Genomic DNA, 24,099 nt, shown 5'->3' with positions numbered 1-24,099 from the left:
GGGCCAGGTCTGGGTGTCCGAAGACAGGTGGGTCACTCCTTCTCGGAGCCGGCCTCCTGCTCGTCGCCGACGGTCTCGGTCGACGGCTCCTCGGTCGACACGGACTGCTCGGCGTCCACCGTCGCGGTGACGTCAGCGCTCGCATCGGTCGACTCGTCGGTGGTCTCGGCAGCGGCCTCGTCCTCCTTGACCGCACGCTGGGTGGCGGCCTCGGCCTCGGCCACGACGGCGCGCTTCGGCTTGGCGTTGACCGGCTCGCGGACGAGCTCGATCACGGCCATCGGGGCGTTGTCGCCCTTGCGAGGACCGATCTTGGTGATGCGGGTGTAACCACCCTGGCGGTCGGCCATGTCGGGCGCGATCTCGGTGAAGAGACGGTGCACGACGCCCTTGTCGCGGACGACGGTCATCACCCGGCGACGGGCGTGCAGATCACCGCGCTTGGCGAAGGTCACCAGGCGCTCGGCCAGCGGGCGCAGGCGCTTGGCCTTGGCCTCGGTGGTGGTGATGCGGTCGTGCTCGAACAGTGCCTGCGCCAGGTTGGCCAGGATCAGCCGCTCGTGCGCGGGGCCGCCACCGAGACGGGGACCCTTGGTTGGGGTAGGCATGAATACTCCTTGTATGTCGAATCACGCTGCAGCGCAACATGATTCACCGATCTGTGGTGGCGTTTCTCAGTACTGCTCGTCTTCGGCGAAGCTGCCGTCGGCGTCCTCGTCGTCGTAACGGTCCGCAATGGCGCTCGCGTCGAACCCGGGAGGGCTGTCCTTGAGCTGCAGGCCCATCTCGACCAGCTTGTCCTTGACCTCGTCGATGGACTTCGCACCGAAGTTGCGGATGTCCAGCAGGTCGGCCTCGCTGCGTCCGACGAGCTCACCCACGGTGTGGATGCCCTCGCGCTTGAGGCAGTTGTAGGAGCGGACGGTCAGGTCCAGGTCCTCGATCGGCAGGGCCAGGTCGGCGGCCAGCGCGGCGTCGGTCGGGCTCGGGCCCATGTCGATGCCCTCGGCCTCGACGTTGAGCTCACGGGCGAGGCCGAACAGCTCGACCAGCGTCTTGCCGGCGGAGGCCATGGCATCGCGCGGGGCGATGGCGTTCTTGGTCTCCACGTCGACGATCAGCTTGTCGAAGTCGGTGCGCTGCTCGACACGGGTGGCCTCGACCTTGTAGGTCACGGCGAGGACCGGCGAGTAGATGGAGTCGACCGGGATGCGGCCGATCTCGTGGTCAGCCGACTTGTTCTGCTGCGCCGAGACGTAGCCGCGACCGCGCTCGACGGTCAGCTCCATCTCGATCTTGCCCTTGTCGTTCAGGGTGGCGATGTGCAGCTCGGGGTTGTGCACCTCGACACCGGCCGGCGGCGCGATGTCGGCGGCGGTGACTTCGCCCGGGCCCTGCTTGCGCAGGTACATCACGACCGGCTCGTCGTGCTCGGAGGAGACGACCAGACCCTTGACGTTCAGGATGATCTCGGTGACGTCTTCCTTGACACCGGGGATCGTGGAGAATTCGTGCTGCACGCCGTCGATGCGCAGGCTGGTGACGGCGGCACCCGGGATGCTGGACAGCAGGGTGCGACGCAGCGAGTTGCCGAGCGTGTAGCCGAAGCCCGGCTCCAGCGGCTCGATGACGAAACGCGAGCGGTTGTCGGAGACAACGTCCTCGCTCAGAGTGGGGCGCTGTGCGATAAGCACTTCTTGTTTTCCTTTCCTCAGGGCAACCGCTATATGAAGCCCTGTGAACTCGGCAGGCGACTCTGTCCTCGCCGGCCGCTATTGACGTGTATGGCGGGCGACTGACGTCGTTAACGTCGAGTGACGCAGGTGTCACTGCGTCACTCGACGTTTCGAGCGTCACTCGGCCTGAAGCCAGACGACTTAGTTCTTCGAGTAGAGCTCCACGATGAGCTGCTCCGTCAGGGCAATGTCGATCTGCTCGCGCGTCGGGAGCGAGTGGATCAGGATCTGCAGCGTCTCGGGCACGACGTGCATCCAGGCCGGGGCCTGCCGCTCACCGAAGGTCTCGCGCGCCAGCTGGATCGGGAACTTCTCCCGCGACTGCTGACGGACCGTGATGATGTCGTACTGCTCCACCCGGTAGGACGGGACGTCGACGCGCTTGCCGTTGACCTCGAAGTGACCGTGGGTCACCATCTGGCGGGCCGCACGGCGGGTGCGGGCCAGGCCGGCGCGGTAGATGACGCTGTCCAGGCGCGACTCCAGGATGACCAGCAGGTTCTCACCGGTCTTGCCGGGACGACGTGCGGCTTCCTTGTAGTAGCGGACGAACTGCTTCTCCATGACGCCGTAGGTGAAGCGAGCCTTCTGCTTCTCCTGCAGCTGGGTGAGGTATTCCTTCTCCTGCACCCGGCCACGGCCGTGCTGGCCGGGCGGGAAGGGGCGCATCTCGAAGTTCTTGTCGCCACCGACGAGGTCGGTCTTGAGGCGACGCGACTTCTTGGTGATCGGGCCGGTGTAACGGGCCATGAGTCAAATCTCCTTAGGAAAGTCTGGGTCGCTCAGCTACGACGCTTGGGCTGGCGGACGCCGTTGTGCGGCTGCGGGGTGACGTCGGAGATCGCCCCGACCTCGAGGCCGGCAGCGGCCAGCGAACGGATGGCGGTCTCGCGGCCCGAACCCGGACCCTTGACGAAGACGTCGACCTTGCGCATGCCGTGGTCCATCGCCCGACGCGCGGCAGCCTCGGCGGCCATCTGCGCGGCATACGGGGTGGACTTGCGCGAGCCCTTGAAGCCGACCTGACCGGCCGACGCCCAGGAGATCACCGCACCGGTCGGGTCGGTGATCGAGACGATGGTGTTGTTGAAGGTGCTGCGGATGTAGGCGTGACCCGCAGCGACGTTCTTCTTCTCCTTGCGGCGCACCTTCTTGGCGCCGGAAGCCTGACGGCTCTTGGGAGGCATGAATTCTCCTGAAAACTAAAGACGATGTGGTGAGAGGTGTCCCGGTCGCGTGGAACGCGAGGGGATTACTTGGCCTTCTTCTTACCGGCGACCGTGCGCTTCGGGCCCTTGCGGGTGCGAGCGTTGGTCTTGGTGCGCTGGCCGTGCACGGGCAGACCCCGGCGGTGGCGCAGGCCCTGGTAGGAACCGATTTCGACCTTGCGGCGAATGTCAGAGGCGATCTCACGCCGCAGGTCACCTTCGAGGCGGTAGTTGCCCTCGAGGTAGTCACGCAGCTTGACGACTTCGTCCTCGGAGAGGTCGCGGACACGGGTGTCCGGGCTGACGCCGGTGGATTCCAGCGCCGCGGCGGCGCGGGTCTTGCCGACGCCGAAAATGTAGGTGAGTGCAACCTCGACGCGCTTCTCGCGCGGCAGGTCGACACCGATCAAACGTGCCATCAGGCATTTCTCCTGTTGTCTCGCAGAGGTGTGGTGCGTGATCGGTCCCGCGTCAGCCGGAGTGGCTGGATTGCTGGGTCCCGGGCCTCTGCGCCCGGGGTGACGTCCACGTCGGAAGTGCTCGTATGACGTGAAGTGTGGACCACGCGAATCGAAAGGATTTTCAGTTGTTCACTTCTTGCGTCCGTTGTGCGAAGACGCGAGTCGTGCAGGTGATCAGCCCTGACGCTGCTTGTGGCGAGCGTTCTCGCAGATCACCATGACCCGACCGTTGCGGCGGATCACCTTGCACTTGTCGCAAATCTTCTTGACGCTCGGCTGGACCTTCATCGCACCTTTTGTCTTGAAGTCAGGCCACCGCGGGAAGCGGTGGCGGGGCGAACGTGCCGACGAATCAGCGGTAGCGGAAGACGATCCGGCCGCGGGTCAGGTCATACGGGCTGAGCTCCACCACCACACGGTCCTCGGGGAGGATCCGGATGTAGTGCTGTCGCATCTTGCCGGAGATGTGCGCGAGCACCTTGTGACCGTTGGTCAGCTCCACCCGGAACATCGCGTTCGGGAGGGCCTCGACGATCGTGCCCTCGATCTCGATGACACCGTCCTTCTTGGCCATGCCTTCCTAACTGATTCTGTGGCGAGGCACCCTCCGGTTGAGAATGCCCCTGAATTGCGTCGGGTATGCCGTGCACTGCCTGTGCGCGGACACACGCCTGACCGCGTTCGTTGGTGGAAAACCCCGAAGCGGATGGCGGTCGACCGTGCGCGTGGAAGCAGACACTCCAGACCCGACGGACCAGTCTACCCGGCGACCTGCAGCCGCCCCAAATCGGCGAGACCGGGGGCGGCTGCCCGAAAGGTCACTTCTCGGGCGGGTCCTCGCGGTCGGCCGCGATCTCGTCCAGCGTCCGTTGCGGCGGCCGGACCGGCTCATCGGGCTTCGGCGTCCACGCGGCCCAGCCGTCGGTGTGACGGTCGGAGGTCTCGTCCGGTGTCTCGTCCGGTGTCTCGGGCATGGTGTGCTTCCTTTCGTCGCCGCAGCGAGGAGGTCCGCCCGGCCTCTCCGGGCAGTGGCTCATGTCGAGGGGTCGACGGGCGGGTTCGCCGGCGTCGCCGGGCCGCCCCGTTGCGCCGGGTCGGTATGGCGCACGGACGCCGGCAGCACCGAGACGCACGCGACGGCGGCCGGGGCGATCAGCGTTCCGGCGGCCAGTGTCCCGACCGAGCGCCCGACCACCAGGAAGTCGCTGCTGACCAGATAACGCAACGCTTCCGAGGACAGCAACGTGATCCCGATCGTCAGGAACGTCAGCACGCCCCAGGTGACACCCACGACGGGCGCGGCATCGAGGCGCCGGGATGCGGACCATGCGACGAGCGCGATGGCCGCCAGCGCCAGGGCGCACACCAGGATCCAGACCAGCGGGCCGTCGGCGCCGAAGCCGCCCGTGCCCGCACCGGCGTCGCCGGCGTCCGATCCGCTCCCCGTACCGATCGTCGAGAAGGTGACGCCCCAGCTGGTGTCATCGACGCCGAGGTAGGCGCCGGCGAGGATCGCCAGGACCAGCAGCGAGCCGGCCGACGTGAGGGTGAGGCCCCGTGCGGCGTCGCGCCACCGCTGTCCCGGTGCTGCCGCGGCGGTGGTCGAGTTGGCCGGTGCCGCCGCGAGCACCAGCGCCAGTACGAGGAGACCCACACCGAGCGTGCCGAACGACTTCAGCAACAGGTCCAGACCGGCCAGGACGCTGCCGTCGTACGAGGAGTTCAGACCGGTCTGCCAGGCGAAGACGATGACCCAACACGGCACGCACAGCGAGGCGACCGGCCAGGTGGTGCGGCGGCGGGTGAGCAGCGCCCCGCCGAGCACCGCCGATCCGACCGCCAGCGCGAACCACGTGCTGCAGCTGGCAATCGGCAGCGCCACGCCCTTGCCGGTGTCGTTGGCCGCCGCCACCGCGCGGACGCCTTGGTAGGTATTGGCGATCGCGGCCAGGACGGCGGTTAGTGCGCCAGCGTGCCGCCACGCGTCGGCTGATCCGGCGCACCGGTCCTTCCACGGCCCGATGAGGACGAGGGCCGCGCCCGCCAGGGCCAGGACCGGTCCCGACCCCACGGGTGGCATGAGGTGCCCGAAGGTCCCGAATCCTGCGCTGGTGTCCTGGAATTCGCCGTGCACCAGGTCGTAGACCGAGTAGACGACCACCGTCGCCACCAGGATCGATCGAATGCCCAGCCGCAACACCGGGTCGAAGTCCTGCCCGATGACCGCGCGCTGCAACACCAGATCGACGACCAGCGCGACGAGGGCGGCGATGAGCCCGATCACGGCCAGCGCGGTCGGACCGGTCTCGTCACGGTCACCGGCGAGATGCCAGGTGCCGTTGAAGGCAACAGTGAGCGTGACGAAGCCTAGGACCAGGCGTGCGATGTCCCAGCCGCGGGCGGCTGCCACTGCAGCCTGTTCGGTGTGCGCCGCACCGTCCACGAACGTCCCCTCCCCCACTGATCCCCTGTATGCCGTGGTGGTCGTGCTCTGGCGATGGTAACCACAGTCGATCCGCCCGCGACAGGAATCGGGCAATGCGGAGCGGCTATTCCAGCGGAGCGAACGTCGCGCCCACGGCGGCGAGTTCGGCGGCTCCCCCGTCGACCGCGGTGAGCACCCAGAGCCCACCGTCCGTCACGGCCACCGTGTGTTCCCAGTGCGACGCTCGTGACCCGTCATCGGTGACGACCGTCCACTCGTCACTCAGCTCGTGGGATTCGTGGGTGCCCAGGGTGACCATGGGCTCCACCGCGACGGTCGCGCCGGGACGCACCTGCGGTCCCCGCATCCGCACCCGTTCGTTGTGGACGGTGGGCTCCATGTGCATCTCGGTGCCGATGCCGTGCCCGGTGTAGCCGTCGATGATCGAGTAGCGACGCCCGTCCGCCCGCGCACTGTCGCGCACGGAGTCCTCGATCACGCCACCCAACTCGTAGATGCCGATGCCGGGCCGTAGTGCGGCGATGCCGGCCCAGAGCGCGCGCCGGGTCGCGGCGGACACCTGCAGGTCCTCGGCACGAGCGGCAGCATCCCCACCGACGACGAGCGTGATGGCGGCATCTCCGTGCCAGCCGTCGACGATCGCGCCGCAGTCGATGGAGACCAGGTCGCCGTCCTCCAGCACACGAGCACCGGGTATGCCGTGCACGACCTCGTCGTTGACCGACACGCACAAGGTGCCCGGAAAGCCGTAGTAGCCCAGGAAGCTGGGCGTCGCGCCATGGCCGCGGATGAAGTCCTCGGCCTGCCGGTCCAGGTCACCGGTGGTCATGCCAGCCCGGGCCGAGTCGCGCAACCACTGCAGGCACTCCCCGACGACCAGGCCGGCACGGCGCATCAGCAGGATCTGCTCGGGCGTCTTGACCGGCAGCCGCTCGCGGCCGAAGATCACGCGGTCGCGAGCCCGTCCAGCGCGGCGTCGATCCGGGAGGCCACGTCGTCCAGTTCGCCCATGCCGTCGATCGGCACCACGAGCTGTCGCTCGGTGTAGACGCGCACCAGTGGAGCCGTCTCCTCGGTGTAGATCCGCTGCCGCTCGCGGATGACGTCCTCGTTGTCGTCGGTGCGGCCGCTGGTCTCCGCACGCTTGACGAGCCGGGCGATCAGCTCCTCCTCGGCTACCTGCAACTCCAGGACGGCATCGAGCTGGTGTCCCCACCCGGACAGCAGCGTGTCCAGTGCCTCGACCTGCGCCAGGGTGCGCGGGTAACCGTCCAGCAGGAACCCGTCGCGCGCGTCGTCCTCGGCCAGCCGGTCGGCGACGATCTGGTTGGTGATCTCGTCGGTGACGTAGCCGCCCGCGTCGAGGATGCCCTTGACCTGTTTGCCGAGCGGCGTCTCCCGGCGGATGTTGTCCCGGAAGATGTCACCGGTCGAGATGTGCGGAATGCCTCGTGATCCGCAGATCCGCTCGGCTTGCGTGCCCTTGCCCGCACCAGGCGGACCCAGAATGATGAGGCGCATTGTTATCTCAGGAACCCTTCGTAATGGTGCTGCTGCAGCTTGGAGTTGATCTGCTTGACGGTATCGAGACCGACACCTACGAGGATGATGATGGAAGCGCCACCGAACGGGAAGTTCTGGTTGGTCCCCACCAAGGCAAGGGCGATCAGCGGGATCAGCGCGATGATCGCGAGATAGATGGCGCCGCCGACGGTGATCCGGGACAGCACGTAGTTGATGTACTTCGAGGTCGCCTTGCCCGCGCGCACACCCGGGATGAAGGAACCGGACTGCTTCAGACCGTCGGCCACCTCGTCGGGCTGGTAAGTGATCGACACGTAGAAGAACGTGAAGAACACGTTGAGCAGCGTGTAGACGATCATGTACGACGGGTGGTCGCTCTTGCCCAGGTTGTTGAAGATCCACTCCGCCCAACCGGCCGGCGGCTTGGTCCCTCCCTGCGGGTTCGTGAACTGCGCGACCATGACCGGCAGGGACAGCAACGAACTGGCGAAGATGATCGGGATCACGTTGGCCATGTTGACCTTGAGCGGGATGTAGGTCGACGTCCCGCCATACATCCGCCGGCCGATCATTCGCTTGGCGTACTGCACCGGCAGCCGCCGGATGGAGTTCTCGACGTAGACCACGACGGTGAGGATGACCAGGCCCATGACCACGACGACGAGGAACTTGCCCCAGCCCTGGTTGTGGATCGACCAGATCTCGGCCGGCACCCGAGCGGCGACGGAGACGAGGATCAGGATCGACATACCCTGACCGACGCCCTTCTCGGTGACCTGCTCACCCAGCCACATGATCAGGCCGGTGCCGGCGGTGAAGGTGAGCACCATGATGATCAGCGTCGGCATCGCGCCGTCGGTCATGATGTTGGCGCAGGCCGGACCGTTGCCCAGGATCGACTGCGGGTTGTTGTGCACCGCGGTGACCAGGGTCGAGGACTGCAGGATCGCCAGCCCGATCGTCAGATAGCGCGTGTACTGCGTCATCTTGGCCTGACCGGACTGCCCCTCCTTCTTCAGCTGCTCGAACTTCGGGATGACGACGGTCAGCAGCTGCACGATGATCGTCGCGGTGATGTAGGGCATGATGCCCAGCGCGAAGATCGACAGCTGCAGCAACGCACCGCCGGAGAAGAGGTTGGCCAGGCCGAGCAGCGACTGCTGACCGCCCGAGCCGTTCTGGCAGGCCTGCACGGCCGTGTAGTTGATGCCGGGCGCGGGCACGTGCGAGCCCAGCCGGAACACCGCGACGATGGCCAGCGTGAACAAGATCTTGTTCCGCAGCTCGGGCGTGCGGAACGCGCGGCCGAAGACGTTGAGCAACGTGAGTCCTCCTGGGCCTACCTCCGCGCAAGAAGGTATGCCGTGACAAGTGCCGGCTGGTCCCGTTGGGAACCATGAAGCCGGCCGGGCCCCCACCGGTCGGCAGTGGCACGTGTTGGCTGGCTGCGCCAGAGATTACCTGGCGGGCTCACCGGGTGAGCCGTTGGGGAGCGCGAAACGCCCCGCGGGAACAACGAGACGTGTCATCCCGTCGTTCCCGCGGAGCGTTTCAGCTGTGAATGGTCACGAACCGCTTCAGGCGGCAGTGATCGTGCCGCCCGCAGCCTCGACCTTGTCCTTGGCCGACGCGGAGAACTTCTGCACGGTGAGGTTCACCGCGACGGTGATCTCCCCGGTGCCGAGCACCTTGACCGGCTGGCCCTTGCGGACCGCGCCCTTGGCGACCAGGTCCTCGACGGTGACGTCGCCGCCGTCGGGGAACAGCGCCGAGATCTTGTCCAGGTTGACGACCTGGTAGGTGACCTTGAACGGGTTCTTGAAACCCCGCATCTTCGGCAGTCGCATGTGCAGCGGCGTCTGGCCACCCTCGAAGCTCTCGGGCACCTGGTAACGCGCCTTCGTGCCCTTGGTGCCGCGACCGGCGGTCTTGCCCTTCGAGCCCTCACCGCGACCCACGCGGGTCTTGGCGGTCTTGGCGCCGGGAGCAGGACGCAGGTGGTGCACCTTCAGTGCGTGCGTCTTCTCTTCAGTCATTGCTTCACTTCTCCTCGACGGTCACCAGGTGAGCGACCGCGCGAACCATGCCACGGAACTCCGGGCTGTCCGGCTTCTCGACCGTGTGGCCGATCCGCTTCAGGCCGAGGGACCGAAGAGTCTCCCGGTGCTGCGGCTTGCCACCGATCTCGGACCGGATCTGCGTCACAACCAGCGTATTTGCCATCAGGCACCTGCCTTGTCGCTCTGCGCAGCGGCGGCGTCGGCCATCGCGTGCTGCATCGCTGCCGGCGCAACCTGGTCCAGCGGCAACCCGCGGCGGGCGGCGACGGCCTCGGGGCGCTCCAGGCCCTTCAGCGCGGTCACCGTCGCGTGCACGATGTTGATCGCGTTGTCCGAGCCGAGCGACTTGGACAGCACGTCGTGGATACCCGCGCACTCCAGCACGGCGCGCACCGGGCCGCCGGCGATGACACCGGTACCGGGGCTGGCCGGACGCAGCAGGACGACGCCCGCGGCTTCCTCGCCCTGCACCGGGTGCGGGATGGTGCCGCCGATCATCGGGACGCGGAAGAAGGACTTCTTCGCCTCCTCGACGCCCTTGGCGATGGCGGACGGGACTTCCTTGGCCTTGCCGTAGCCGACACCGACGGTCCCCTGACCGTCACCGACGACCACGAGGGCGGTGAAGCTGAAGCGGCGACCACCCTGCACGACCTTGGCCACGCGGTTGATGGTGACGACGCGCTCGAGATACTGGTTGCGGTCGTCGCCACCACGGCGCCCGCCGCGGTCGTTGTCCCGGCCCCCGCGACGGTTGTCGCGACGGTCGTTGGTGTTGTCGTTCGAGCTGCTGCCGGTGCCGGCAGCGCCTCGACGCTGGGGTCCAGGCATCAGTGCTTCCTCATTTCGACGTTGAACATTGCCATTACAGAGTCAACCCACCTTCACGAGCGCCGTCCGCGATGGCGGCGACCCGACCGGCGTACTTGTTGCCGCCGCGGTCGAAGACGACCGCCTCGACACCGGCCGCCTTGGCGCGCTCGGCGACGAGCTCGCCGACCTTACGGGCCTTGGCGGTCTTGTCACCGTCGAGTGCGCGCAGGTCCGCTTCCATGGTCGACGCGGACGCGACGGTCTTGCCGACGGTGTCGTCGACGACCTGGACGAACACGTGCCGCGAGGAGCGGTTGACGACCAGCCGGGGACGCTCCGCGGTGCCGGACACGCGCTTGCGCAGCCGGAAGTGGCGCCGAGCGCGGGCCGCAGCCTTGCTCGTGGAACGCTTGACGATCTTTGCCATGGCTTACTTACCAGCCTTTCCGACCTTGCGGCGGATGTGCTCGCCTTCGTAGCGGACACCCTTTGCCTTGTACGGGTCGGGCTTGCGCAGCTTGCGGATGTTGGCGGCGACCTCACCGACCTGCTGCTTGTCGACACCGCTGACCGAGAACCGGGTGGGGTTCTCGACCGCGAAGGTGATGCCCTCCGGAGCCTTGACCAGGATCGAGTGGCTGTAACCGAGGGCGAACTCCAGGTCCGAGCCCTTCGCGGTCACGCGGTAACCCGTGCCGTGGATCTCCAGCTTCTTGGTGAAGCCGTCGGTGACACCGACGACCATGTTGTTGATGAGGCTGCGGGTCAGGCCGTGGCGGGACCGCGCGTCGCGCTCATCGTTGGGGCGTGACACGTTGATCACGCCGTCCTCGCCCTTGGCGACGGTGATCGGCTCCGGCACGGTGAGCTCGAGCTGGCCCTTGGGACCCTTGACCGCAACGGCCTGGCCGTTGATGGTCACCTCGACACCGCTGGGCACCGGAACGGGAAGACGTCCAATACGTGACATCTGTCTAACTCCTTATCTGTTCCGGGTCACCAGACGTAGGCGAGGACTTCCCCGCCGACGCCCTTGCTCGCCGCCTGCTTGTCAGTGAGCAGACCGGACGAAGTGGACAGGATGGCAACGCCGAGACCGCCCAGGACCTTGGGCAGGTTGGTGGACTTGGCGTAGACCCGCAGACCGGGCTTGCTCACGCGGCGGACGCCGGCGATGGAGCGCTCCCGGTTGGGGCCGTACTTCAGATCGATGGTGAGCGTCTTGTCGACACCCTCGCCCTCGACGCGGAAGCCGGAGATGTAACCCTCCGCCTGGAGGATCTCGGCGATGTGCGACTTGAGCTTGCTGTGCGGCATCGTCGCCGAGTCGTGGTGCGCCGAGTTGGCGTTCCGGACGCGGGTCAGCATGTCCGCGATCGGGTCGGTCATGGTCATGGTGGGCACTTGCCCTTCTCACCGTGGTTTCTGCGGGCCGGAGCCGATGCGGACCTTCGGTGTAGTTGTTACGTGGTTTTTGCTTGGTGTGCTGGCGAGTATGACGACCGGGTCGTCATACCGTTGTCACCAGCTCGACTTGGTGACGCCGGGCAGTTCGCCCCGGTGTGCCATCTCGCGCAGGCAGATACGGCACAGGCCGAACTTGCGGTAGACGGAGTGCGGGCGGCCGCACCGCTGGCAGCGGGTGTAGCCGCGCACCGCGAACTTCGGCTTCTTGTTGGCCTTGTTGACCAGGGCCTTCTTCGCCATGCTCAGTTCTCCTTAAAAGGGAAGCCGAGGTGCTTCAACAGGGCCCGGCCTTCGTCGTCGTTGCTCGCAGTGGTGACGACCGTGATGTCCATACCGCGGACGCGGTCGATCTTGTCCTGGTCGATCTCGTAGAACACCGACTGCTCGGTCAGACCGAAGGTGTAGTTGCCGTTGCCGTCGAACTGCTTGGGCGACAGACCGCGGAAGTCGCGGATGCGCGGCAGTGCGATCGACACCAGGCGGTCCAGGAACTCCCACATGCGGTCGCCGCGCAGCGTGGTGTGCGCACCGATCGGCATACCCTCACGCAGCTTGAACTGCGCGATGGACTTGCGGGCCTTGGTGACGGCCGGCTTCTGGCCGGTGATCGCCGCCAGGTCCTTGATGGCGCCCTCGATCAGCTTGGAGTCACGGGCGGCGTCGCCGACACCCATGTTGACGACGACCTTGGTCACCGTCGGCACCTGCATCACGTTGGCGAACTGGAACTCGTCCTGCAGCTGGCCCTTGATCTCGGACTGGTAGCGGGCCTTCAGGCGCGGCGCCACCTTCTCCGGTGCAGTTGCACTCATGCCAGGTCCTTTCCGGATCGCACCGACACGCGGGTGCGAACGGTCTTGGTCCGACCGTCACGCTCCACCTGCTCCTCGCGGATGCGGATGCGGGTCGGCTTGTTCGTCTCGGGGTCCACGATCATCACGTTGCTGACGTGGATCGGCGCCTCGGTGACCTCGATGCCACCTGCGCCGCCGCCCGGCTGACCGGCCTTGACGTGCTTGGTGATCCGGTTGACGCCCTCGACCAGCACACGCTGACGCTCGGGGTCGACCGAGATGACCTTGCCCTGCAGACCCTTGTCCTTGCCGGAAATCACCTGGACGAGGTCGTTCTTCTTGATCTTCATCTTCGGCTTGCCTGCCATAGTCAGAGCACCTCCGGCGCGAGCGAGATGATCTTCATGAACTTCTTGTCGCGCAGCTCCCGGCCCACCGGACCGAAGATGCGCGTGCCACGCGGGTCACCATCGGTCTTGAGGATGACCGCAGCGTTCTCGTCGAACTTGATGTAGCTGCCGTCCGGACGGCGCTTCTCCTTGCGGGTACGCACGACAACGGCCTTGACCACATCGCCCTTTTTGACGTTGCCGCCCGGGATGGCGTCCTTGACGGTCGCCACGATGGTGTCACCGATGCCGGCGTAGCGACGTCCCGAGCCACCGAGCACGCGGATGCACAAGATCTCCTTGGCACCGGTGTTGTCGGCGACGCGCAGTCGCGACTCCTGCTGGATCACGTTTCTTCTCCTGTCGTCTCACTGGTTCTCGCTCGCGGCGAGCCTTGTGGAACGGATGTGTTTGCGGTTGCGGCGGCGAGCCACCGCGGTGGTCGTATGACGGGCCGGACGAGCCGGCCGCGTCCTACGAACGTTCTTACTTGGCCTTCTCGAGGATCTCCACGACCCGCCAGCGCTTCTGCGCCGACAGCGGCCGGGTCTCCATGATCAGGACACGGTCGCCGACGCCGCAGGTCTCCTGCTCGTCGTGCGCTTTGACGCGGGCGGTCTTGCGCTGCACCTTGCCGTAGAGCGCGTGCTTGACGCGGTCCTCGACCTCGACGACGACCGTCTTGGTCATCTTGTCGCTGACGACGTAGCCCTGGCGCGTCTTGCGATCGTTGCGCTCGGTCACGGTTGCTTCCTTGTTCTCTTCGCTCATGACCCGACCTTCTCGTCGGTCTCCTGCTGGCGCCCGATGCCGAGCTCGCGCTCACGCAGCTCGGTGTAGATGCGCGCGATGTCCTTGCGGACCGCACGCAGCCGCGAGTTGTTCTCCAGCTGGCCGGTGGCCGACTGGAACCGCAGGTTGAACAGCTCCTGCTTGGCCTTGCCGAGCTCGTCGGCCAGCGCCTGGTCGTCCAGCTCACGCAGCTTGGCCGAGGTCAGATCCTTCGAACCCACTGCCATCAGACGTCACCACCTTCACGCGCGACGAAGCGGCACTTCATCGGCAGCTTGTGCATCGCCAGGCGCAACGCCTCGCGAGCAACTTCCTCGGACACACCGGACAGCTCGAACATGATCCGACCCGGCTTGACGTTGGCGACCCACCACTCGGGCGAGCCCTTACCGGAACCCATGCGGGTCTCAGCCGGCTTCTTGGTCAGCGGGCGGTCCGGGTAGATGTTGATCCAGACCTTTCCGCCACGCTTCATGTAGCGGGTCATGGCGATACGAGCGGACTCGATCTGCCGGTTGGTGACGTATGCCGGCTCCAGCGCCTGGATGCCGTAGTCACCGAACGACACAGCGGTGCCACCCTTGGCGGCTCCGCCGCGCTTGGGGTGGTGCTGCTTGCGGTGCTTCACACGACGGGGAATCAACATCAGGCTTCAGCTCCCTGGTTGCTCGCCTCGGCCTGCGGGGCCTCGGCGGACGTGTTCTCGGCGACCGGCGCCTCGACAGGAGCCTCGGTGCTGCGCGGGCCTGCGTCACGACGGCCACGGCCACCGCCACGCCGGTCGTCACGACGGCCACGCGACGGGCGGCTCGGTGCAGCAGCCTGCTCGCGCGCCAGCTCCTTGGCGGTCAGATCGCCCTTGTAGATCCAGACCTTCACGCCGATCCGGCCGAAGGTGGTGCGGGCCTCGTAGAAGCCGTAGTCGATGTTCGCGCGCAGCGTGTGCAGCGGCACACGGCCTTCGCGGTAGAACTCGGTGCGGCTCATCTCGGCGCCGTTGAGACGACCCGAGACCATGACCCGGATGCCCTTGGCGCCGGCGCGCTCGGCCGTCTGCATGCCCTTGCGCATGGCGCGACGGAAGTTGACACGCGCCGACAGCTGCTCGGCGATGCCCTGGGCGACCAGCTGAGCGTCGGTCTCGGGGTTCTTGACCTCGAGGATGTTCAGCTGGACCTGCTTGCCGGTGAGCTTCTCCAGCGCACCACGCAGGCGGTCTGCCTCGGCGCCGCGGCGGCCGATGACGATGCCCGGACGGGCCGTGTGGATGTCGACGCGCACACGGTCACGGGTGCGCTCGATCTCGACCTTGCTGATGCCGGCACGCTCCATGCCGGTCGACATCAGGCCGCGGATCGCCACGTCTTCTTTGACGTAGTCGCGGTAGCGCTGACCCGGCTTGGCCGAGTCGGCGAACCAACGGCTCTTGTGGTCCGTCGTGATGCCGAGACGGAAACCGTTCGGGTTGACCTTCTGACCCATTACCGGCCACCGTCCTTTCGCTCGGGCTGTGCAACGTGCAGGGTGATGTGGCTCGACCGCTTCAAGATCCGGCTCGCGCGACCCTGCGCACGGGGACGGAACCGCTTCATGGTCGGGCCCTCGTCGACATACGCCTCGGTGACGACCAGCAGCCGCTCGTCGAACGCGACCGAGGCCTGGTCGGCCTTCTGGCGGGCGTTGGCGACGGCGCTGTTGAGGGTCTTGAGGACCTGCTCGCTCGCACCCTGCGGCGCGAACGTCAGCAGGTGGATGGCCTCCTGGACGTTCTTGCCGCGCACCATGTCGACGACCCGACGGGCCTTCATCGGCGTGATGCGGACGAACCGCGCCTGTGCCTTGGCTCCCACGGTCGGGGTGGTGTTCTCAGTAGTAGACATATCAGCGACGACGTCCCTTCCGGTCGTCCTTCTCGTGACCCTTGAAGGTCCGCGTCGGGGCGAACTCGCCGAGCTTGTGGCCGACCATCGCCTCGGTCACGAAGACCGGGACGTGCTTGCGACCGTCGTGCACGGCGAGCGTGTGGCCGAGCATGTCGGGCGTGATCATCGACCGGCGGGACCAGGTCTTGATGACGTTCTTGGTGCCGGCTTCGTTCTGTGCGTCGACCTTCTTCTGAAGGTGATCGTCGACGAAGGGGCCCTTCTTCAGTGAACGGGGCATTTCTTACCGCTTCTTTCCAGTACGACGGCGACGCACGATGAGCTTGTCGCTCTCCTTCTTCGGGCGACGGGTGCGGCCCTCGGCCTGACCCCACGGGCTGACCGGGTGGCGACCACCGGAGGTCTTGCCCTCACCACCACCGTGCGGGTGGTCCACCGGGTTCATCGCGACACCGCGCACGGTCGGGCGCTTGCCCTTCCAGCGCATGCGGCCGGCCTTGCCCCAGTTGATGTTGCTCTGCTCGGAGTTGCCCACCTCGCCGATCGTCGCGCGGCAGCGGACGTCGACGTTGCGGATCTCGCCGGACGGCATACGCAGCTGGGCGTAGGGGCCGTCCTTGGCGACGAGCTGGACGCGCGCGCCGGCCGAGCGGGCGATCTTCGCACCGCCACCGGGCCGCAGCTCGATGCAGTGGATGACCGTACCGGTCGGGATGTTGCGCAACGGCAGGTTGTTGCCGGGCTTGATGTCGGCGCTCGAGCCGTTCTCGATCGTGTCGCCCTGACGCAGGCGGTTCGGCGCGATGATGTAGCGCTTCTCGCCGTCGGCGTAGTGCAGCAGCGCGATGCGGGCGGTGCGGTTGGGGTCGTACTCGATGTGCGCGACCTTCGCCGGGATGCCGTCCTTGTCGAGACGACGGAAGTCGATCACGCGGTAGGCACGCTTGTGACCGCCACCGATGTGACGGGTCGTGATGCGACCCGACGCGTTACGGCCGCCGGTCTTGGGCAGCGGACGCACCAGCGACTTCTCGGGCGTCGAGCGGGTGACCTCGGCGAAGTCGGCCACGCTCGAGCCACGACGGCCCGGCGTCGTCGGCTTGTACTTGCGGATAGCCATTGTCTGTCCTTAGGAGTCTTGTCTGCGGGCGATCGTCTTCAGGCCTGGGAGCCGAAGATGTCGATCGCGCCTTCCTTGAGCGAGACGATGGCGCGCTTGGTGTCCTTGCGCTTGCCGGTCCCGAAGCGGGTCCGGCGCGTCTTGCCCTGACGATTCATCGTGTGGACCGAGTCGACCTTGACGTCGAAGATCTCCTCGACGGCGATTTTGATCTCGGTCTTGTTCGCCCGCGGGTCGACGAGGAAGGTGTACTTGCCCTCGTCGAGCAGGGCGTAGGACTTCTCCGAGACGACCGGCGCGATCAGGATGTCGCGCGGGTTCTTGCCCAGTTGCGTCATGGCAGAATCACTTGTCCTTATCGGTCTTCTGCGCGGCAGCACCACCCGCCGGGGCGAACCCGGCGGCAGCGGCGGCCTCGGCCGTCTTGAACCACACCTCGGCGACCGTGGCGTCATACCAACGGGATCCGGCGACGTGGTACTTCATCGAGTCCTTGTTGCCCTTGACCGTGAAGGTCTGGGGGTCGGGCGACGCACCGTCGGCCAACGGGGCGGCCGAGTCGGCGCCGAAGCCGCCCTCGGCGACCTCGGAGGCAGCTGCCTCCGTCGTGGCGGGCTGCGCCGGGGCGGCCGAAGCTGCCTTCACGGCGGCGGCCGGACCGGCCAGGAAACGCTCGAGCGCGGCCTGGGTGAACACCAGGTCGTCGGCGCACAGCACGTCGTAGGTGTTGAGCTGGTCGGCGAACAGCACGTGCACGTCGGCGAGGTTGCGCACCGACAGCAGCGCGGTCTGCTCGTCACGGCTGAGGACCACCAGGAGGTTCTTGCGGTCGGTCAGGTCGCCCAGCAGGTTGGCGGCGTTCTTGGTCGACGGCTTGTCGCCCTCGACGAACGATGCCAGCACGTGGATGCGGTCGTGACGAGCCCGGTCGGACAGGGCGCCACGCAGCGCGGCGGCCTTCATCTTCTTGGGGGTCCGCTGTGCGTAGTCGCGCGGCTTCGGGCCGTGCACGATGCCACCGCCGGCGAACTGCGGGGCGCGGGTCGAACCCTGACGGGCGCGGCCGGTGCCCTTCTGGCGGTAGGGCTTCTTGCCACCACCGCGGACCTCGCCGCGGGTCTTGGTGGAGTGCGTGCCCTGACGTGCCGCGGCCAGCTGCGCCACCACGACCTGGTGGATCAGCGGGACGTTGGTCTGCACGTCGAAGATCTCGGCCGGCAGCTCGACGGTGCCCGCCTTGGCGCCCGAGGCGCTGGTGATGTCAACGGTCGTCATCTGGCTCAGGCCTCCTTGACGGACGACTTCGCCGCGGTCTTGACCAGGACGATGCCGCCGCGGGGGCCGGGGACGGCGCCCTTGATCAGCAACAGACCCTTGTCGGTGTCGATCGCGTGAATCGTGAGGTTCTGGGTGGTCTGGCGCTCGCCGCCCATGCGGCCCGCCATACGCATGCCCTTGAAGACGCGGCCCGGGGTGGCGCAGCCACCGATCGAGCCCGGCTTGCGGTGGTTCTTGTGCGCACCGTGCGAGGAGCTGACACCGGCGAACCCGTGCCGCTTCATGACACCGGCGAAGCCCTTGCCCTTGGTGGTGCCGACGGCGTCGATGCGCTGTCCGGCCTCGAAGGTCTCCACGGTGACTTCCTGGCCGAGCTGGTAGTCGGCAGCATCAGCGGTGCGGATCTCGGCGAGGTGGCGACGCGGCGTGACGCCGGCCTTCTCGAAGTGACCGGTCAGCGGCTTGTTGACCTTGCGCGGGTCGATCGCGCCGTAGCCGATCTGCACCGCGTGGTAGCCCTCGCCCTCACCGCGGACAGCGGTGACGACGCACGGGCCGGCCTGCACGACGGTGACCGGGATGAGCCGGCCGTTCTCGTCCCAGACCTGCGTCATGCCGAGCTTCTCGCCCAGCACACCCTTCACGGAACGCTCAGTTGTGTGAGTCATATCGAGTCATTCCTCCCGTTCAGAGCTTGATCTCGATGTTGACGTCCGCCGGCAGGTCGAGACGCATCAGCGAGTCGACGGCCTTCGGTGTCGGGTCAACGATGTCGATCAACCGCTTGTGGGTACGCATCTCGAAGTGCTCGCGGCTGTCCTTGTACTTGTGCGGTGAACGGATTACGCAGTAGACGTTCTTCTCCGTCGGCAGCGGCACGGGGCCGACCACCGTTGCACCGGCACGAGTCACCGTGTCGACAATCTTGCGCGCCGAGCTGTCGATGACTTCGTGGTCATACGACTTCAGTCGGATGCGGATCTTTTGTCCCGCCATTCGCCCGTGTCTCTCTCTCGCCGTACTTCAGTTACTTACTAGGTCTGTTCGGTGTGAGACCCGGCCGCGCTCCCCGACCCCCGCGCTCGGGTGTGTCGCGTGTGCTCCGCAGCACGACGCCGACTTCTCTGGCGTGGTTGGCCGGGCGAAACCAGTGATTTCGCACCTGTGGCTTGCGCTTCCCGACCTCACCCGGACGGTCTGCCTGCTGGCGGACTGGGCGCTTTCGGGGCGGCAGTTCGGCGTCTCACCGGGGCCGGATCGCTCCGGTTCGATCGGCGACACACGTGATCACTGCGCGTCAAGCAACTTGAACAGTCTGCCAGAGACGCGGATGGACGCCAAATCGACGATGGTGACGTCCGCCACTGACCCGCGTGCTCCGCCGACGTGCACAACCCTCAACCATCGCTACCTGTGCACGTGATCCCGCCCGATCGGCGAGCCGACCCAGCGACCGTTGCCGGAAATGCACGCGTATGACGGGACTCACACCCGCACAACCGGCGACCGTTGCCGGTTCTGCACGCGTAGGGCGGCTTCGCTTCCCGTGCGTCTCGCCTTGCGACGGTCCCGTCGCCGTTAGGCTCCCTGCGTGGGGGTCGCCGACGCGCAGGGTCTGACAGTGCAATACCCGCGCGTCCGCGCGCTCGACGCCCTCACCCTCACGGTCCCCGATGGCATCACCGGCGTGGTCGGCGTCAACGGAGCCGGGAAATCGACCCTGATCAAAGTGTTCCTGGGCCTGCTGCGCCCGACCGCGGGCGCGGTCCGGGTGCTCGGGATGGACCCGACGGCGCGGGGCGCCGAGATTCGCGCGCTCGTGGGCTACATGCCCGAGCACGACGTGCTGCCCGGCGACGTCTCCGCTGCCGAGTTCGTCATGCACATGGCGATGATGTCGGGCCTGCCGCGCAATGCCGCTCGCGAGCGCACCTCGGACGTCCTGCGGCACGTCGGGCTCGCCGAGGAGCGGCACCGCCCGATGGGTGGGTATTCGACCGGTATGAAGCAGCGCGCCAAGCTCGCCCAAGCGATCGTGCACAGTCCGCAGCTGGTGCTCCTCGACGAGCCCACCAACGGACTGGACCCCCGCGCCCGGGACGACATGCTGGACCTGATCGGCCGCATCGGCCACGACTTCGGCATATCGGTCATGGTCACCAGTCACTTGCTCGGCGAACTCGAGCGCACGGTCGACTACGTGATCGTGATCGACGCCGGACGACTGCTGCGCGCCGAACGCACCGAGGATCTGACCCTCACGACCGGCAACGTGCTGATCGAAGTGCTCGGCGCGCCCGGCAGTGACCGGGTCATCGGCCAGCAACTGCTCGACCGGGGCGTCCAGGCCTGGCCGGTCGGCGACCGCATCGAAGTCCGGGTCGAGCAACCCGAGACCCTCGACCTGATCCGTGACCTGGTCGCCGACGCACAGCTGGGACTGGTGCGGTTGCAAGAGGTCCACCACAGCCTGGAAGAGGTCTTCGCGCAGCACGGAGGGCCGGCATGAACGGGCCGACCGGGTCACCGATCGGAGGGTCGGGCAGCACCCCACCGCGGCGGGGTGTCATCCATGACATCGGCTACCGGCCGTTCACCGGACGCCGCCAGGGCACCGGCGCGGTCGCATGGTCGCTCTACCTCACGTCGTTGCGGCACTGCTTCGGTCTCGGCCGGTCGGGCAAGTCGAAGGTGATGCCGTGGCTCATGGCGTTCCTGCTGCTGATCCCCGCGCTCGTGCTCGCCGGGTTGCTGCTGCAACTGAACAAGATGTCGCTGTCCAGCCAGGCCGACCTCTTCGCGCCGCTCGCGAACTACTTCGGATTCCCCTACTGGACGCAGTTGCTGATCACGATCTTCGCCGCGGCCCAAGCGCCGGTGCTCTTCGCCCGCGACCTGCGTTACCGGACGGTGGTCCTCTACTTCGCCCGGCCGCTGTCGCGCACGACGTACGTCCTCATGCGGCTCGCCGCGCTGGCGACGGCACTGTTCGCGGTCGTCGTCATACCGCTGACCATCTGGTATGCCGCGGCGCTCAGCGCCGACGTACCGCGCAGCGAGCACACGAAGAACTACCTGGCCGCCGTCGTCGGTGTCGCCGTGCTGTCGCTGATGCTGGCCACCTTCGCGGGCATGGTCTCGGCGATCACCACTCGGGCCGGCCTGGCGGTGACCGCGGTGATCGTCGCGCTGATGCTCACCTCCGGCGTCGTCACCACCATCCAGGGAGCGGCGTACGACGGCGGACAGCCGACGATGAGCTTCGTCGGGTCATTGTTCAACCCGTTCTCGGTGGTGGCGGAGTTGATCAGCGGCCTCTTCGACCAGCCGACACCGTCCAGCCAGATGCTGCACCCCGGTTCCGGCTGGACGGTCGGCTTCGCGGTCGCTGCCGTGTGCTGGATCCTCGGTGCGGCCGCGATCCTGCTGCAGCGCACCCGGAAGGCGGCGAGCCTGTGAACGCAGTACGACCTGCTCACCCGGTACGTGGCGGGAGCGAGCGCCCATGAGTGAAGTCGAACTGATCGACGTCTCCCGGTGGTACGGCAACGTGGTGGCCGTCAACGACGTCACCATGCACATCGGTCCGGGCGTGACCGGCCTGCTCGGACCGAACGGCGCCGGCAAATCCACCCTGCTGTCGATGATGGCGGGGTTGCTGCCGCCGTCCGCCGGAACGGTGACCCTCGACGGGCACCCGACGCGAGGCAACGTCGCGATCTACCGGCACATCGGCCTGGTGCCGGTCCAGGAGTCGCTCTACGACTTCCTCACCGGCGCGCAGTTCGTCCGGCTCAATGCCGACCTGCAGAAGGTGCCGGACCCACGGGCAGCAGCGAAGTACGCCATCGGCCTGGTGGAGATGACCGAGGCCGCGGACCGGAAGATCTCGACGTACAGCAAGGGCATGAAGCAACGGATCAAGGTTGCGTCCGCCCTGGTGCACGATCCCTCGGTGCTGTTGCTCGACGAGCCCTTCAACGGCATGGACCCGATCCAGCGCCGGCACATGATGGGCCTGCTGACCCGGTTCGCCGAACAGGGCCGCACCATCGTCTTCAGCTCGCACATCCTGGAGGAGGTCGAGCAGATCGCCCGTCACGTGGAGGTCGTCGTCGCCGGCCGGCACGCCGCCAGCGGTGACTTCGCCGCGATCCGGCGGCTGATGACCGACCGCCCGAACCAGTACGTCGTGCGCAGCTCCGACGACCGCCGGCTGGCCGCGCTGCTGCTCGCGCAGCCGTCGGTCCGAGGCGCCCGGTTGCGCGGTGAGACCGCCCTGGAGGTGGAGGCCGACGACTTCGGCAGATTTGCCCACACCGTCCCGAAACTCGCACGGGAGAACAACATTCGCATCTTCGAACTCACACCCACCGATGAGTCGCTCGAGAGCGTCTTCTCCTACCTGGTGAACTCATGAACCCCACTTTGCGGAGGCCCGGGCAATGAATGGCGCCATACTCCGTCTCGGGCTTCGCTCGCTCTTCGGACGTGCCCGCGTCTGGCTGATGATCGCGATGCCGGTGATCCTGCTGATCCTCGCGGCCGTGATCCGTGCCGCCTCGACCGGCGGTGACGACAACCACACGGCCGAAAACTTCCTGCGGATCTTCGGCATCGGCATCGTCGTGCCCGTCGTGGCACTCGTCGCGACGACGACGCTGGTCAACTCCGAGTTCGACGACGGCTCGATCATCTACCTGCTGACCAAACCCGTCTCCCGCCTGGCGATCATCACCAGCAAGGCGGTCATCGTGCTCGGCGCAGGAGTGGTCTTCGGCGCGGTGATGATGTTCGCGGCCGGGCTGACCATGGTCGGCGGTCACGACAGCGTCGCCGTCGGAGCGTTCGCCGGCGGCCTCGTCTCGACGATCGCGTATGTCGGAATCTTCACCGTGCTCGCGACGTCCATGAAGCGCAGCATCGTCGGCTGCCTGCTCTACTGGCTGATCTGGGAGTCGACGATCTCCTCGCTCTTCTCCCCCGTCAAATGGCTTTCGGCACGAGCGTGGGGCAACGCGGTCGTGCAGCACATCGCGACCGCTCCGGACGACGGCAAGCCGGGAGTGCCTCTCGCGTATGCCGTGGTCGCCGCGCTCGTCGCTCTGGCGGTGGGCGTCGTCCTTGCCGGCCAGCGACTGGCGTCCATGACCATCTCGGAGGAGTGAACGGCCCGTACGCCGCTCGTACGTCGCCGCTACCGGACCGGCGTGGTGGAATCGGCCACCCACCGCATCGGGTCGCCCCAGCCCAGGTCGCCGATGCCGTGTTTGTCCAGGGCGAGTGCGACCAGGGTCCGTCGGTGGGCGGCGAACGTCAGCACATGGGCGATCAATCCGCCATACGTGAAGATCTCCGCCGGCTCGCACAGGGCGTCGACGAAGGTGTCGTCGAGCTCCCCGTGCTGGATCGCGGCGCGTACGTTCTCCGCGAAGCGCGGACCGTCCACGTCCAGCCTCGAGCGCATCGAGAGGACCGATTCATGTTCCTCCCTGCTCCAGTCGTACTCGCGGTTGGCAAGCACCGCGTTCCACATGCCCATCTGCCCCACGAGCCGGGACAGCAGCCGGCGCAACGTCATCACGTCGGGGTCGTCGTCCAGGCCGTAGTCGATGGACTCGTCCAGTTCTGCGTCGGTCAAACGCGTTGCCCGATCGATGAATTCACCGGTCAACCAAATGTGATGGTCGACCATTCTGGTGAGCAGCTCCATGGCGGTCATTCCTCCTGAGCCGGGCAGCCGCAGCCCGCCCGGCGGCTGAAAGTGCACTCCATTGTTCGACGGGATCTTGAAATCGCCCGGAGCGCAACGGAAATCGCGTGGCGTCGTGCCGAAGCGACGGGTGAACGCACGCGTGAATGCCTCGTGTGAGGCGTAGCCGGCTTCGACACCGAGGTCGATGATCCGGCGATCAGTGGTGATGAGACGGTATGCCGCGCGCTCCAGCAGAAGTCTTCTGCGAAGGGTCACCGGCGGCTCGCCACCGACGGACGACACGATGCGGTCCAGGTGGAACCGTGACGTGTAGAGCCGCTGCGCCAGTTGCGCCGGTGAGGTCAGGTGGTCGTCGAGCGTCTCGGCGAGGACCCCGACATACCGGCGGAACACGTCAGTCTCGTGGCTCATG

At 66.9% G+C, this 24,099-nt stretch carries 38 protein-coding genes; 4 read left to right on the top strand and 34 right to left on the bottom strand.

Annotated features, from left to right (window positions below; translation table 11 throughout):
* Positions 1 to 32: 32 nt before the first annotated feature.
* From rplQ to rpsJ, 33 genes are all read right to left on the bottom strand, one after another.
* Positions 33 to 608 (bottom strand): 50S ribosomal protein L17, encoded by a 576-nt coding sequence (gene rplQ / locus ACYVBN_RS00975; protein WP_440283647.1) that lies wholly within the window; start codon positions 606 to 608, stop codon positions 33 to 35.
* Positions 609 to 674: 66 nt separating this feature from the next.
* Positions 675 to 1,694: a DNA-directed RNA polymerase subunit alpha gene (locus ACYVBN_RS00970; RefSeq protein ID WP_460598928.1), complete on the bottom strand. Its 1,020-nt coding sequence runs from the start codon at positions 1,692 to 1,694 to the stop codon at positions 675 to 677.
* A gap of 183 nt (positions 1,695 to 1,877) precedes the next feature.
* A complete protein-coding gene (rpsD, locus tag ACYVBN_RS00965) occupies positions 1,878 to 2,486 on the bottom strand; it encodes a 30S ribosomal protein S4 (RefSeq protein WP_440283645.1) in 609 nt (202 codons plus the stop codon).
* A 32-nt stretch (positions 2,487 to 2,518) separates the two neighbouring features.
* Positions 2,519 to 2,923 carry a 30S ribosomal protein S11 gene (gene rpsK / locus ACYVBN_RS00960; protein ID WP_171153451.1) on the bottom strand — a complete coding sequence of 135 codons (405 nt, stop codon included), beginning with the start codon at positions 2,921 to 2,923 and terminating at the stop codon, positions 2,519 to 2,521.
* A gap of 65 nt (positions 2,924 to 2,988) precedes the next feature.
* Positions 2,989 to 3,363 carry a 30S ribosomal protein S13 gene (rpsM, locus tag ACYVBN_RS00955; RefSeq protein WP_325548875.1) on the bottom strand — a complete coding sequence of 125 codons (375 nt, stop codon included), beginning with the start codon at positions 3,361 to 3,363 and terminating at the stop codon, positions 2,989 to 2,991.
* Positions 3,364 to 3,579: 216 nt separating this feature from the next.
* Positions 3,580 to 3,693: a 50S ribosomal protein L36 gene (rpmJ, locus tag ACYVBN_RS00950; protein ID WP_019286332.1), complete on the bottom strand. Its 114-nt coding sequence runs from the start codon at positions 3,691 to 3,693 to the stop codon at positions 3,580 to 3,582.
* 64 nt (positions 3,694 to 3,757) lie between these two features.
* Positions 3,758 to 3,979: a translation initiation factor IF-1 gene (infA, locus tag ACYVBN_RS00945; protein ID WP_006946284.1), complete on the bottom strand. Its 222-nt coding sequence runs from the start codon at positions 3,977 to 3,979 to the stop codon at positions 3,758 to 3,760.
* A gap of 244 nt (positions 3,980 to 4,223) precedes the next feature.
* Positions 4,224 to 4,379 (bottom strand): hypothetical protein, encoded by a 156-nt coding sequence (locus tag ACYVBN_RS00940; protein ID WP_460598927.1) that lies wholly within the window; start codon positions 4,377 to 4,379, stop codon positions 4,224 to 4,226.
* Positions 4,380 to 4,438: 59 nt separating this feature from the next.
* Complete coding sequence (locus tag ACYVBN_RS00935) at positions 4,439 to 5,866, bottom strand: DUF7937 domain-containing protein (protein ID WP_460598926.1); 1,428 nt, start codon at positions 5,864 to 5,866, stop codon at positions 4,439 to 4,441.
* 88 nt (positions 5,867 to 5,954) lie between these two features.
* Positions 5,955 to 6,797 (bottom strand): type I methionyl aminopeptidase, encoded by an 843-nt coding sequence (map, locus tag ACYVBN_RS00930; RefSeq protein ID WP_460599779.1) that lies wholly within the window; start codon positions 6,795 to 6,797, stop codon positions 5,955 to 5,957.
* Positions 6,797 to 7,372, bottom strand: a complete 576-nt coding sequence (locus tag ACYVBN_RS00925; protein WP_460598925.1) for a nucleoside monophosphate kinase — start codon at positions 7,370 to 7,372, stop codon at positions 6,797 to 6,799. Before ACYVBN_RS00925 ends, map begins: the two co-directional genes overlap by 1 nt.
* A 2-nt stretch (positions 7,373 to 7,374) precedes the next feature.
* Positions 7,375 to 8,697, bottom strand: coding sequence for a preprotein translocase subunit SecY (secY, locus tag ACYVBN_RS00920; protein WP_440283640.1), 1,323 nt, complete (start codon positions 8,695 to 8,697; stop codon positions 7,375 to 7,377).
* 255 nt (positions 8,698 to 8,952) lie between these two features.
* Positions 8,953 to 9,411 carry a 50S ribosomal protein L15 gene (gene rplO, locus ACYVBN_RS00915; RefSeq protein ID WP_440283639.1) on the bottom strand — a complete coding sequence of 153 codons (459 nt, stop codon included), beginning with the start codon at positions 9,409 to 9,411 and terminating at the stop codon, positions 8,953 to 8,955.
* Positions 9,412 to 9,415: 4 nt separating this feature from the next.
* Entirely contained in the window at positions 9,416 to 9,598 is a 183-nt protein-coding gene (rpmD, locus tag ACYVBN_RS00910) for a 50S ribosomal protein L30 (protein ID WP_188839002.1), read from the bottom strand.
* A complete protein-coding gene (gene rpsE, locus ACYVBN_RS00905; RefSeq protein WP_440283638.1) occupies positions 9,598 to 10,266 on the bottom strand; it encodes a 30S ribosomal protein S5 in 669 nt (222 codons plus the stop codon). Before rpsE ends, rpmD begins: the two co-directional genes overlap by 1 nt.
* Before the next feature lie 34 nt (positions 10,267 to 10,300).
* Positions 10,301 to 10,675 carry a 50S ribosomal protein L18 gene (gene rplR, locus ACYVBN_RS00900; RefSeq protein WP_440283637.1) on the bottom strand — a complete coding sequence of 125 codons (375 nt, stop codon included), beginning with the start codon at positions 10,673 to 10,675 and terminating at the stop codon, positions 10,301 to 10,303.
* Positions 10,676 to 10,678: 3 nt separating this feature from the next.
* Positions 10,679 to 11,218: a 50S ribosomal protein L6 gene (gene rplF, locus ACYVBN_RS00895; RefSeq protein ID WP_440283636.1), complete on the bottom strand. Its 540-nt coding sequence runs from the start codon at positions 11,216 to 11,218 to the stop codon at positions 10,679 to 10,681.
* 26 nt (positions 11,219 to 11,244) lie between these two features.
* Positions 11,245 to 11,643, bottom strand: coding sequence for a 30S ribosomal protein S8 (rpsH, locus tag ACYVBN_RS00890; protein ID WP_440283649.1), 399 nt, complete (start codon positions 11,641 to 11,643; stop codon positions 11,245 to 11,247).
* 126 nt (positions 11,644 to 11,769) lie between these two features.
* Complete coding sequence (locus ACYVBN_RS00885) at positions 11,770 to 11,955, bottom strand: type Z 30S ribosomal protein S14 (RefSeq protein ID WP_188839007.1); 186 nt, start codon at positions 11,953 to 11,955, stop codon at positions 11,770 to 11,772.
* Positions 11,956 to 11,957: 2 nt separating this feature from the next.
* Positions 11,958 to 12,527 (bottom strand): 50S ribosomal protein L5, encoded by a 570-nt coding sequence (gene rplE / locus ACYVBN_RS00880; protein WP_440283635.1) that lies wholly within the window; start codon positions 12,525 to 12,527, stop codon positions 11,958 to 11,960.
* Positions 12,524 to 12,877, bottom strand: a complete 354-nt coding sequence (rplX, locus tag ACYVBN_RS00875) for a 50S ribosomal protein L24 (protein WP_440283634.1) — start codon at positions 12,875 to 12,877, stop codon at positions 12,524 to 12,526. The genes rplE and rplX overlap by 4 nt, the downstream gene beginning before the upstream one ends.
* Before the next feature lie 2 nt (positions 12,878 to 12,879).
* A complete protein-coding gene (gene rplN, locus ACYVBN_RS00870; protein WP_188839009.1) occupies positions 12,880 to 13,248 on the bottom strand; it encodes a 50S ribosomal protein L14 in 369 nt (122 codons plus the stop codon).
* A 136-nt stretch (positions 13,249 to 13,384) separates the two neighbouring features.
* Positions 13,385 to 13,669, bottom strand: a complete 285-nt coding sequence (gene rpsQ, locus ACYVBN_RS00865) for a 30S ribosomal protein S17 (RefSeq protein ID WP_440283633.1) — start codon at positions 13,667 to 13,669, stop codon at positions 13,385 to 13,387.
* A complete protein-coding gene (gene rpmC / locus ACYVBN_RS00860; RefSeq protein ID WP_440283632.1) occupies positions 13,666 to 13,917 on the bottom strand; it encodes a 50S ribosomal protein L29 in 252 nt (83 codons plus the stop codon). Before rpmC ends, rpsQ begins: the two co-directional genes overlap by 4 nt.
* Complete coding sequence (gene rplP, locus ACYVBN_RS00855) at positions 13,917 to 14,336, bottom strand: large ribosomal subunit protein uL16 (RefSeq protein ID WP_460598924.1); 420 nt, start codon at positions 14,334 to 14,336, stop codon at positions 13,917 to 13,919. Before rplP ends, rpmC begins: the two co-directional genes overlap by 1 nt.
* Complete coding sequence (rpsC, locus tag ACYVBN_RS00850; protein WP_460598923.1) at positions 14,336 to 15,172, bottom strand: small ribosomal subunit protein uS3; 837 nt, start codon at positions 15,170 to 15,172, stop codon at positions 14,336 to 14,338. Before rpsC ends, rplP begins: the two co-directional genes overlap by 1 nt.
* Positions 15,172 to 15,540, bottom strand: a complete 369-nt coding sequence (gene rplV, locus ACYVBN_RS00845) for a 50S ribosomal protein L22 (protein ID WP_460598922.1) — start codon at positions 15,538 to 15,540, stop codon at positions 15,172 to 15,174. The genes rpsC and rplV overlap by 1 nt, the downstream gene beginning before the upstream one ends.
* A 31-nt stretch (positions 15,541 to 15,571) precedes the next feature.
* Positions 15,572 to 15,853, bottom strand: a complete 282-nt coding sequence (gene rpsS / locus ACYVBN_RS00840; RefSeq protein WP_188839014.1) for a 30S ribosomal protein S19 — start codon at positions 15,851 to 15,853, stop codon at positions 15,572 to 15,574.
* Positions 15,854 to 15,856: 3 nt separating this feature from the next.
* Positions 15,857 to 16,693 carry a large ribosomal subunit protein uL2 gene (rplB, locus tag ACYVBN_RS00835; protein ID WP_460598921.1) on the bottom strand — a complete coding sequence of 279 codons (837 nt, stop codon included), beginning with the start codon at positions 16,691 to 16,693 and terminating at the stop codon, positions 15,857 to 15,859.
* Positions 16,694 to 16,731: 38 nt separating this feature from the next.
* Positions 16,732 to 17,031 (bottom strand): 50S ribosomal protein L23, encoded by a 300-nt coding sequence (gene rplW / locus ACYVBN_RS00830; protein WP_188839052.1) that lies wholly within the window; start codon positions 17,029 to 17,031, stop codon positions 16,732 to 16,734.
* Positions 17,032 to 17,038: 7 nt separating this feature from the next.
* Positions 17,039 to 17,977, bottom strand: a complete 939-nt coding sequence (gene rplD / locus ACYVBN_RS00825) for a 50S ribosomal protein L4, sunset domain variant (protein WP_440283648.1) — start codon at positions 17,975 to 17,977, stop codon at positions 17,039 to 17,041.
* Positions 17,974 to 18,639 (bottom strand): large ribosomal subunit protein uL3, encoded by a 666-nt coding sequence (gene rplC / locus ACYVBN_RS00820; protein WP_460598920.1) that lies wholly within the window; start codon positions 18,637 to 18,639, stop codon positions 17,974 to 17,976. Before rplC ends, rplD begins: the two co-directional genes overlap by 4 nt.
* Before the next feature lie 19 nt (positions 18,640 to 18,658).
* Positions 18,659 to 18,967, bottom strand: a complete 309-nt coding sequence (gene rpsJ, locus ACYVBN_RS00815) for a 30S ribosomal protein S10 (protein ID WP_114930053.1) — start codon at positions 18,965 to 18,967, stop codon at positions 18,659 to 18,661.
* A gap of 595 nt (positions 18,968 to 19,562) precedes the next feature.
* Between rpsJ and ACYVBN_RS00810 the strand changes: the two genes are divergently transcribed.
* From ACYVBN_RS00810 to ACYVBN_RS00795, 4 genes are read left to right on the top strand one after another with little or no spacing between them, the layout of a single operon-like run.
* Entirely contained in the window at positions 19,563 to 20,480 is a 918-nt protein-coding gene (locus ACYVBN_RS00810; protein WP_460598919.1) for an ABC transporter ATP-binding protein, read from the top strand.
* Complete coding sequence (locus ACYVBN_RS00805) at positions 20,477 to 21,430, top strand: hypothetical protein (protein ID WP_460598918.1); 954 nt, start codon at positions 20,477 to 20,479, stop codon at positions 21,428 to 21,430. Before ACYVBN_RS00810 ends, ACYVBN_RS00805 begins: the two co-directional genes overlap by 4 nt.
* Positions 21,431 to 21,476: 46 nt before the next feature.
* Positions 21,477 to 22,391 carry an ABC transporter ATP-binding protein gene (locus tag ACYVBN_RS00800; protein WP_460598917.1) on the top strand — a complete coding sequence of 305 codons (915 nt, stop codon included), beginning with the start codon at positions 21,477 to 21,479 and terminating at the stop codon, positions 22,389 to 22,391.
* Between the two features lie 25 nt (positions 22,392 to 22,416).
* Positions 22,417 to 23,139, top strand: a complete 723-nt coding sequence (locus tag ACYVBN_RS00795; RefSeq protein ID WP_460598916.1) for an ABC transporter permease — start codon at positions 22,417 to 22,419, stop codon at positions 23,137 to 23,139.
* Positions 23,140 to 23,168: 29 nt separating this feature from the next.
* On the opposite strand, the gene ACYVBN_RS00790 is transcribed toward ACYVBN_RS00795, so the two are convergent.
* Complete coding sequence (locus ACYVBN_RS00790) at positions 23,169 to 24,098, bottom strand: helix-turn-helix transcriptional regulator (RefSeq protein ID WP_460598915.1); 930 nt, start codon at positions 24,096 to 24,098, stop codon at positions 23,169 to 23,171.
* Position 24,099: the final 1 nt, after the last annotated feature.

Source organism: Flexivirga lutea (genome assembly GCF_054778955.1).
The sequence above is the reverse complement of the archived record's forward strand: the minus strand, read 5'-3'. Positions and strand labels throughout refer to the sequence as shown.

Coding starts and splice junctions, on each gene's coding strand:
- rplQ (WP_440283647.1), bottom strand. CDS start 608: ATGCCTACCCCAACCAAGGGTCCCCGTCTCGGTGGCGGCCCCGCGCAC.
- rpsD (WP_440283645.1), bottom strand. CDS start 2,486: ATGGCCCGTTACACCGGCCCGATCACCAAGAAGTCGCGTCGCCTCAAG.
- rpsK (WP_171153451.1), bottom strand. CDS start 2,923: ATGCCTCCCAAGAGCCGTCAGGCTTCCGGCGCCAAGAAGGTGCGCCGC.
- rpsM (WP_325548875.1), bottom strand. CDS start 3,363: ATGGCACGTTTGATCGGTGTCGACCTGCCGCGCGAGAAGCGCGTCGAG.
- rpmJ (WP_019286332.1), bottom strand. CDS start 3,693: ATGAAGGTCCAGCCGAGCGTCAAGAAGATTTGCGACAAGTGCAAGGTG.
- infA (WP_006946284.1), bottom strand. CDS start 3,979: ATGGCCAAGAAGGACGGTGTCATCGAGATCGAGGGCACGATCGTCGAG.
- ACYVBN_RS00940 (WP_460598927.1), bottom strand. CDS start 4,379: ATGCCCGAGACACCGGACGAGACACCGGACGAGACCTCCGACCGTCAC.
- ACYVBN_RS00925 (WP_460598925.1), bottom strand. CDS start 7,372: ATGCGCCTCATCATTCTGGGTCCGCCTGGTGCGGGCAAGGGCACGCAA.
- rplO (WP_440283639.1), bottom strand. CDS start 9,411: ATGACTGAAGAGAAGACGCACGCACTGAAGGTGCACCACCTGCGTCCT.
- rpmD (WP_188839002.1), bottom strand. CDS start 9,598: ATGGCAAATACGCTGGTTGTGACGCAGATCCGGTCCGAGATCGGTGGC.
- rpsE (WP_440283638.1), bottom strand. CDS start 10,266: ATGCCTGGACCCCAGCGTCGAGGCGCTGCCGGCACCGGCAGCAGCTCG.
- rplR (WP_440283637.1), bottom strand. CDS start 10,675: ATGGCAAAGATCGTCAAGCGTTCCACGAGCAAGGCTGCGGCCCGCGCT.
- rplF (WP_440283636.1), bottom strand. CDS start 11,218: ATGTCACGTATTGGACGTCTTCCCGTTCCGGTGCCCAGCGGTGTCGAG.
- rpsH (WP_440283649.1), bottom strand. CDS start 11,643: ATGACCATGACCGACCCGATCGCGGACATGCTGACCCGCGTCCGGAAC.
- ACYVBN_RS00885 (WP_188839007.1), bottom strand. CDS start 11,955: ATGGCGAAGAAGGCCCTGGTCAACAAGGCCAACAAGAAGCCGAAGTTC.
- rplE (WP_440283635.1), bottom strand. CDS start 12,527: ATGAGTGCAACTGCACCGGAGAAGGTGGCGCCGCGCCTGAAGGCCCGC.
- rplX (WP_440283634.1), bottom strand. CDS start 12,877: ATGGCAGGCAAGCCGAAGATGAAGATCAAGAAGAACGACCTCGTCCAG.
- rpsQ (WP_440283633.1), bottom strand. CDS start 13,669: ATGAGCGAAGAGAACAAGGAAGCAACCGTGACCGAGCGCAACGATCGC.
- rpmC (WP_440283632.1), bottom strand. CDS start 13,917: ATGGCAGTGGGTTCGAAGGATCTGACCTCGGCCAAGCTGCGTGAGCTG.
- rplP (WP_460598924.1), bottom strand. CDS start 14,336: ATGTTGATTCCCCGTCGTGTGAAGCACCGCAAGCAGCACCACCCCAAG.
- rpsC (WP_460598923.1), bottom strand. CDS start 15,172: ATGGGTCAGAAGGTCAACCCGAACGGTTTCCGTCTCGGCATCACGACG.
- rpsS (WP_188839014.1), bottom strand. CDS start 15,853: ATGCCCCGTTCACTGAAGAAGGGCCCCTTCGTCGACGATCACCTTCAG.
- rplB (WP_460598921.1), bottom strand. CDS start 16,693: ATGGCTATCCGCAAGTACAAGCCGACGACGCCGGGCCGTCGTGGCTCG.
- rplW (WP_188839052.1), bottom strand. CDS start 17,031: ATGACGCAACTGGGCAAGAACCCGCGCGACATCCTGATCGCGCCGGTC.
- rplC (WP_460598920.1), bottom strand. CDS start 18,639: ATGACTCACACAACTGAGCGTTCCGTGAAGGGTGTGCTGGGCGAGAAG.
- rpsJ (WP_114930053.1), bottom strand. CDS start 18,967: ATGGCGGGACAAAAGATCCGCATCCGACTGAAGTCGTATGACCACGAA.
- ACYVBN_RS00805 (WP_460598918.1), top strand. CDS start 20,477: ATGAACGGGCCGACCGGGTCACCGATCGGAGGGTCGGGCAGCACCCCA.
- ACYVBN_RS00800 (WP_460598917.1), top strand. CDS start 21,477: ATGAGTGAAGTCGAACTGATCGACGTCTCCCGGTGGTACGGCAACGTG.
- ACYVBN_RS00795 (WP_460598916.1), top strand. CDS start 22,417: ATGAATGGCGCCATACTCCGTCTCGGGCTTCGCTCGCTCTTCGGACGT.
- ACYVBN_RS00790 (WP_460598915.1), bottom strand. CDS start 24,098: ATGAGCCACGAGACTGACGTGTTCCGCCGGTATGTCGGGGTCCTCGCC.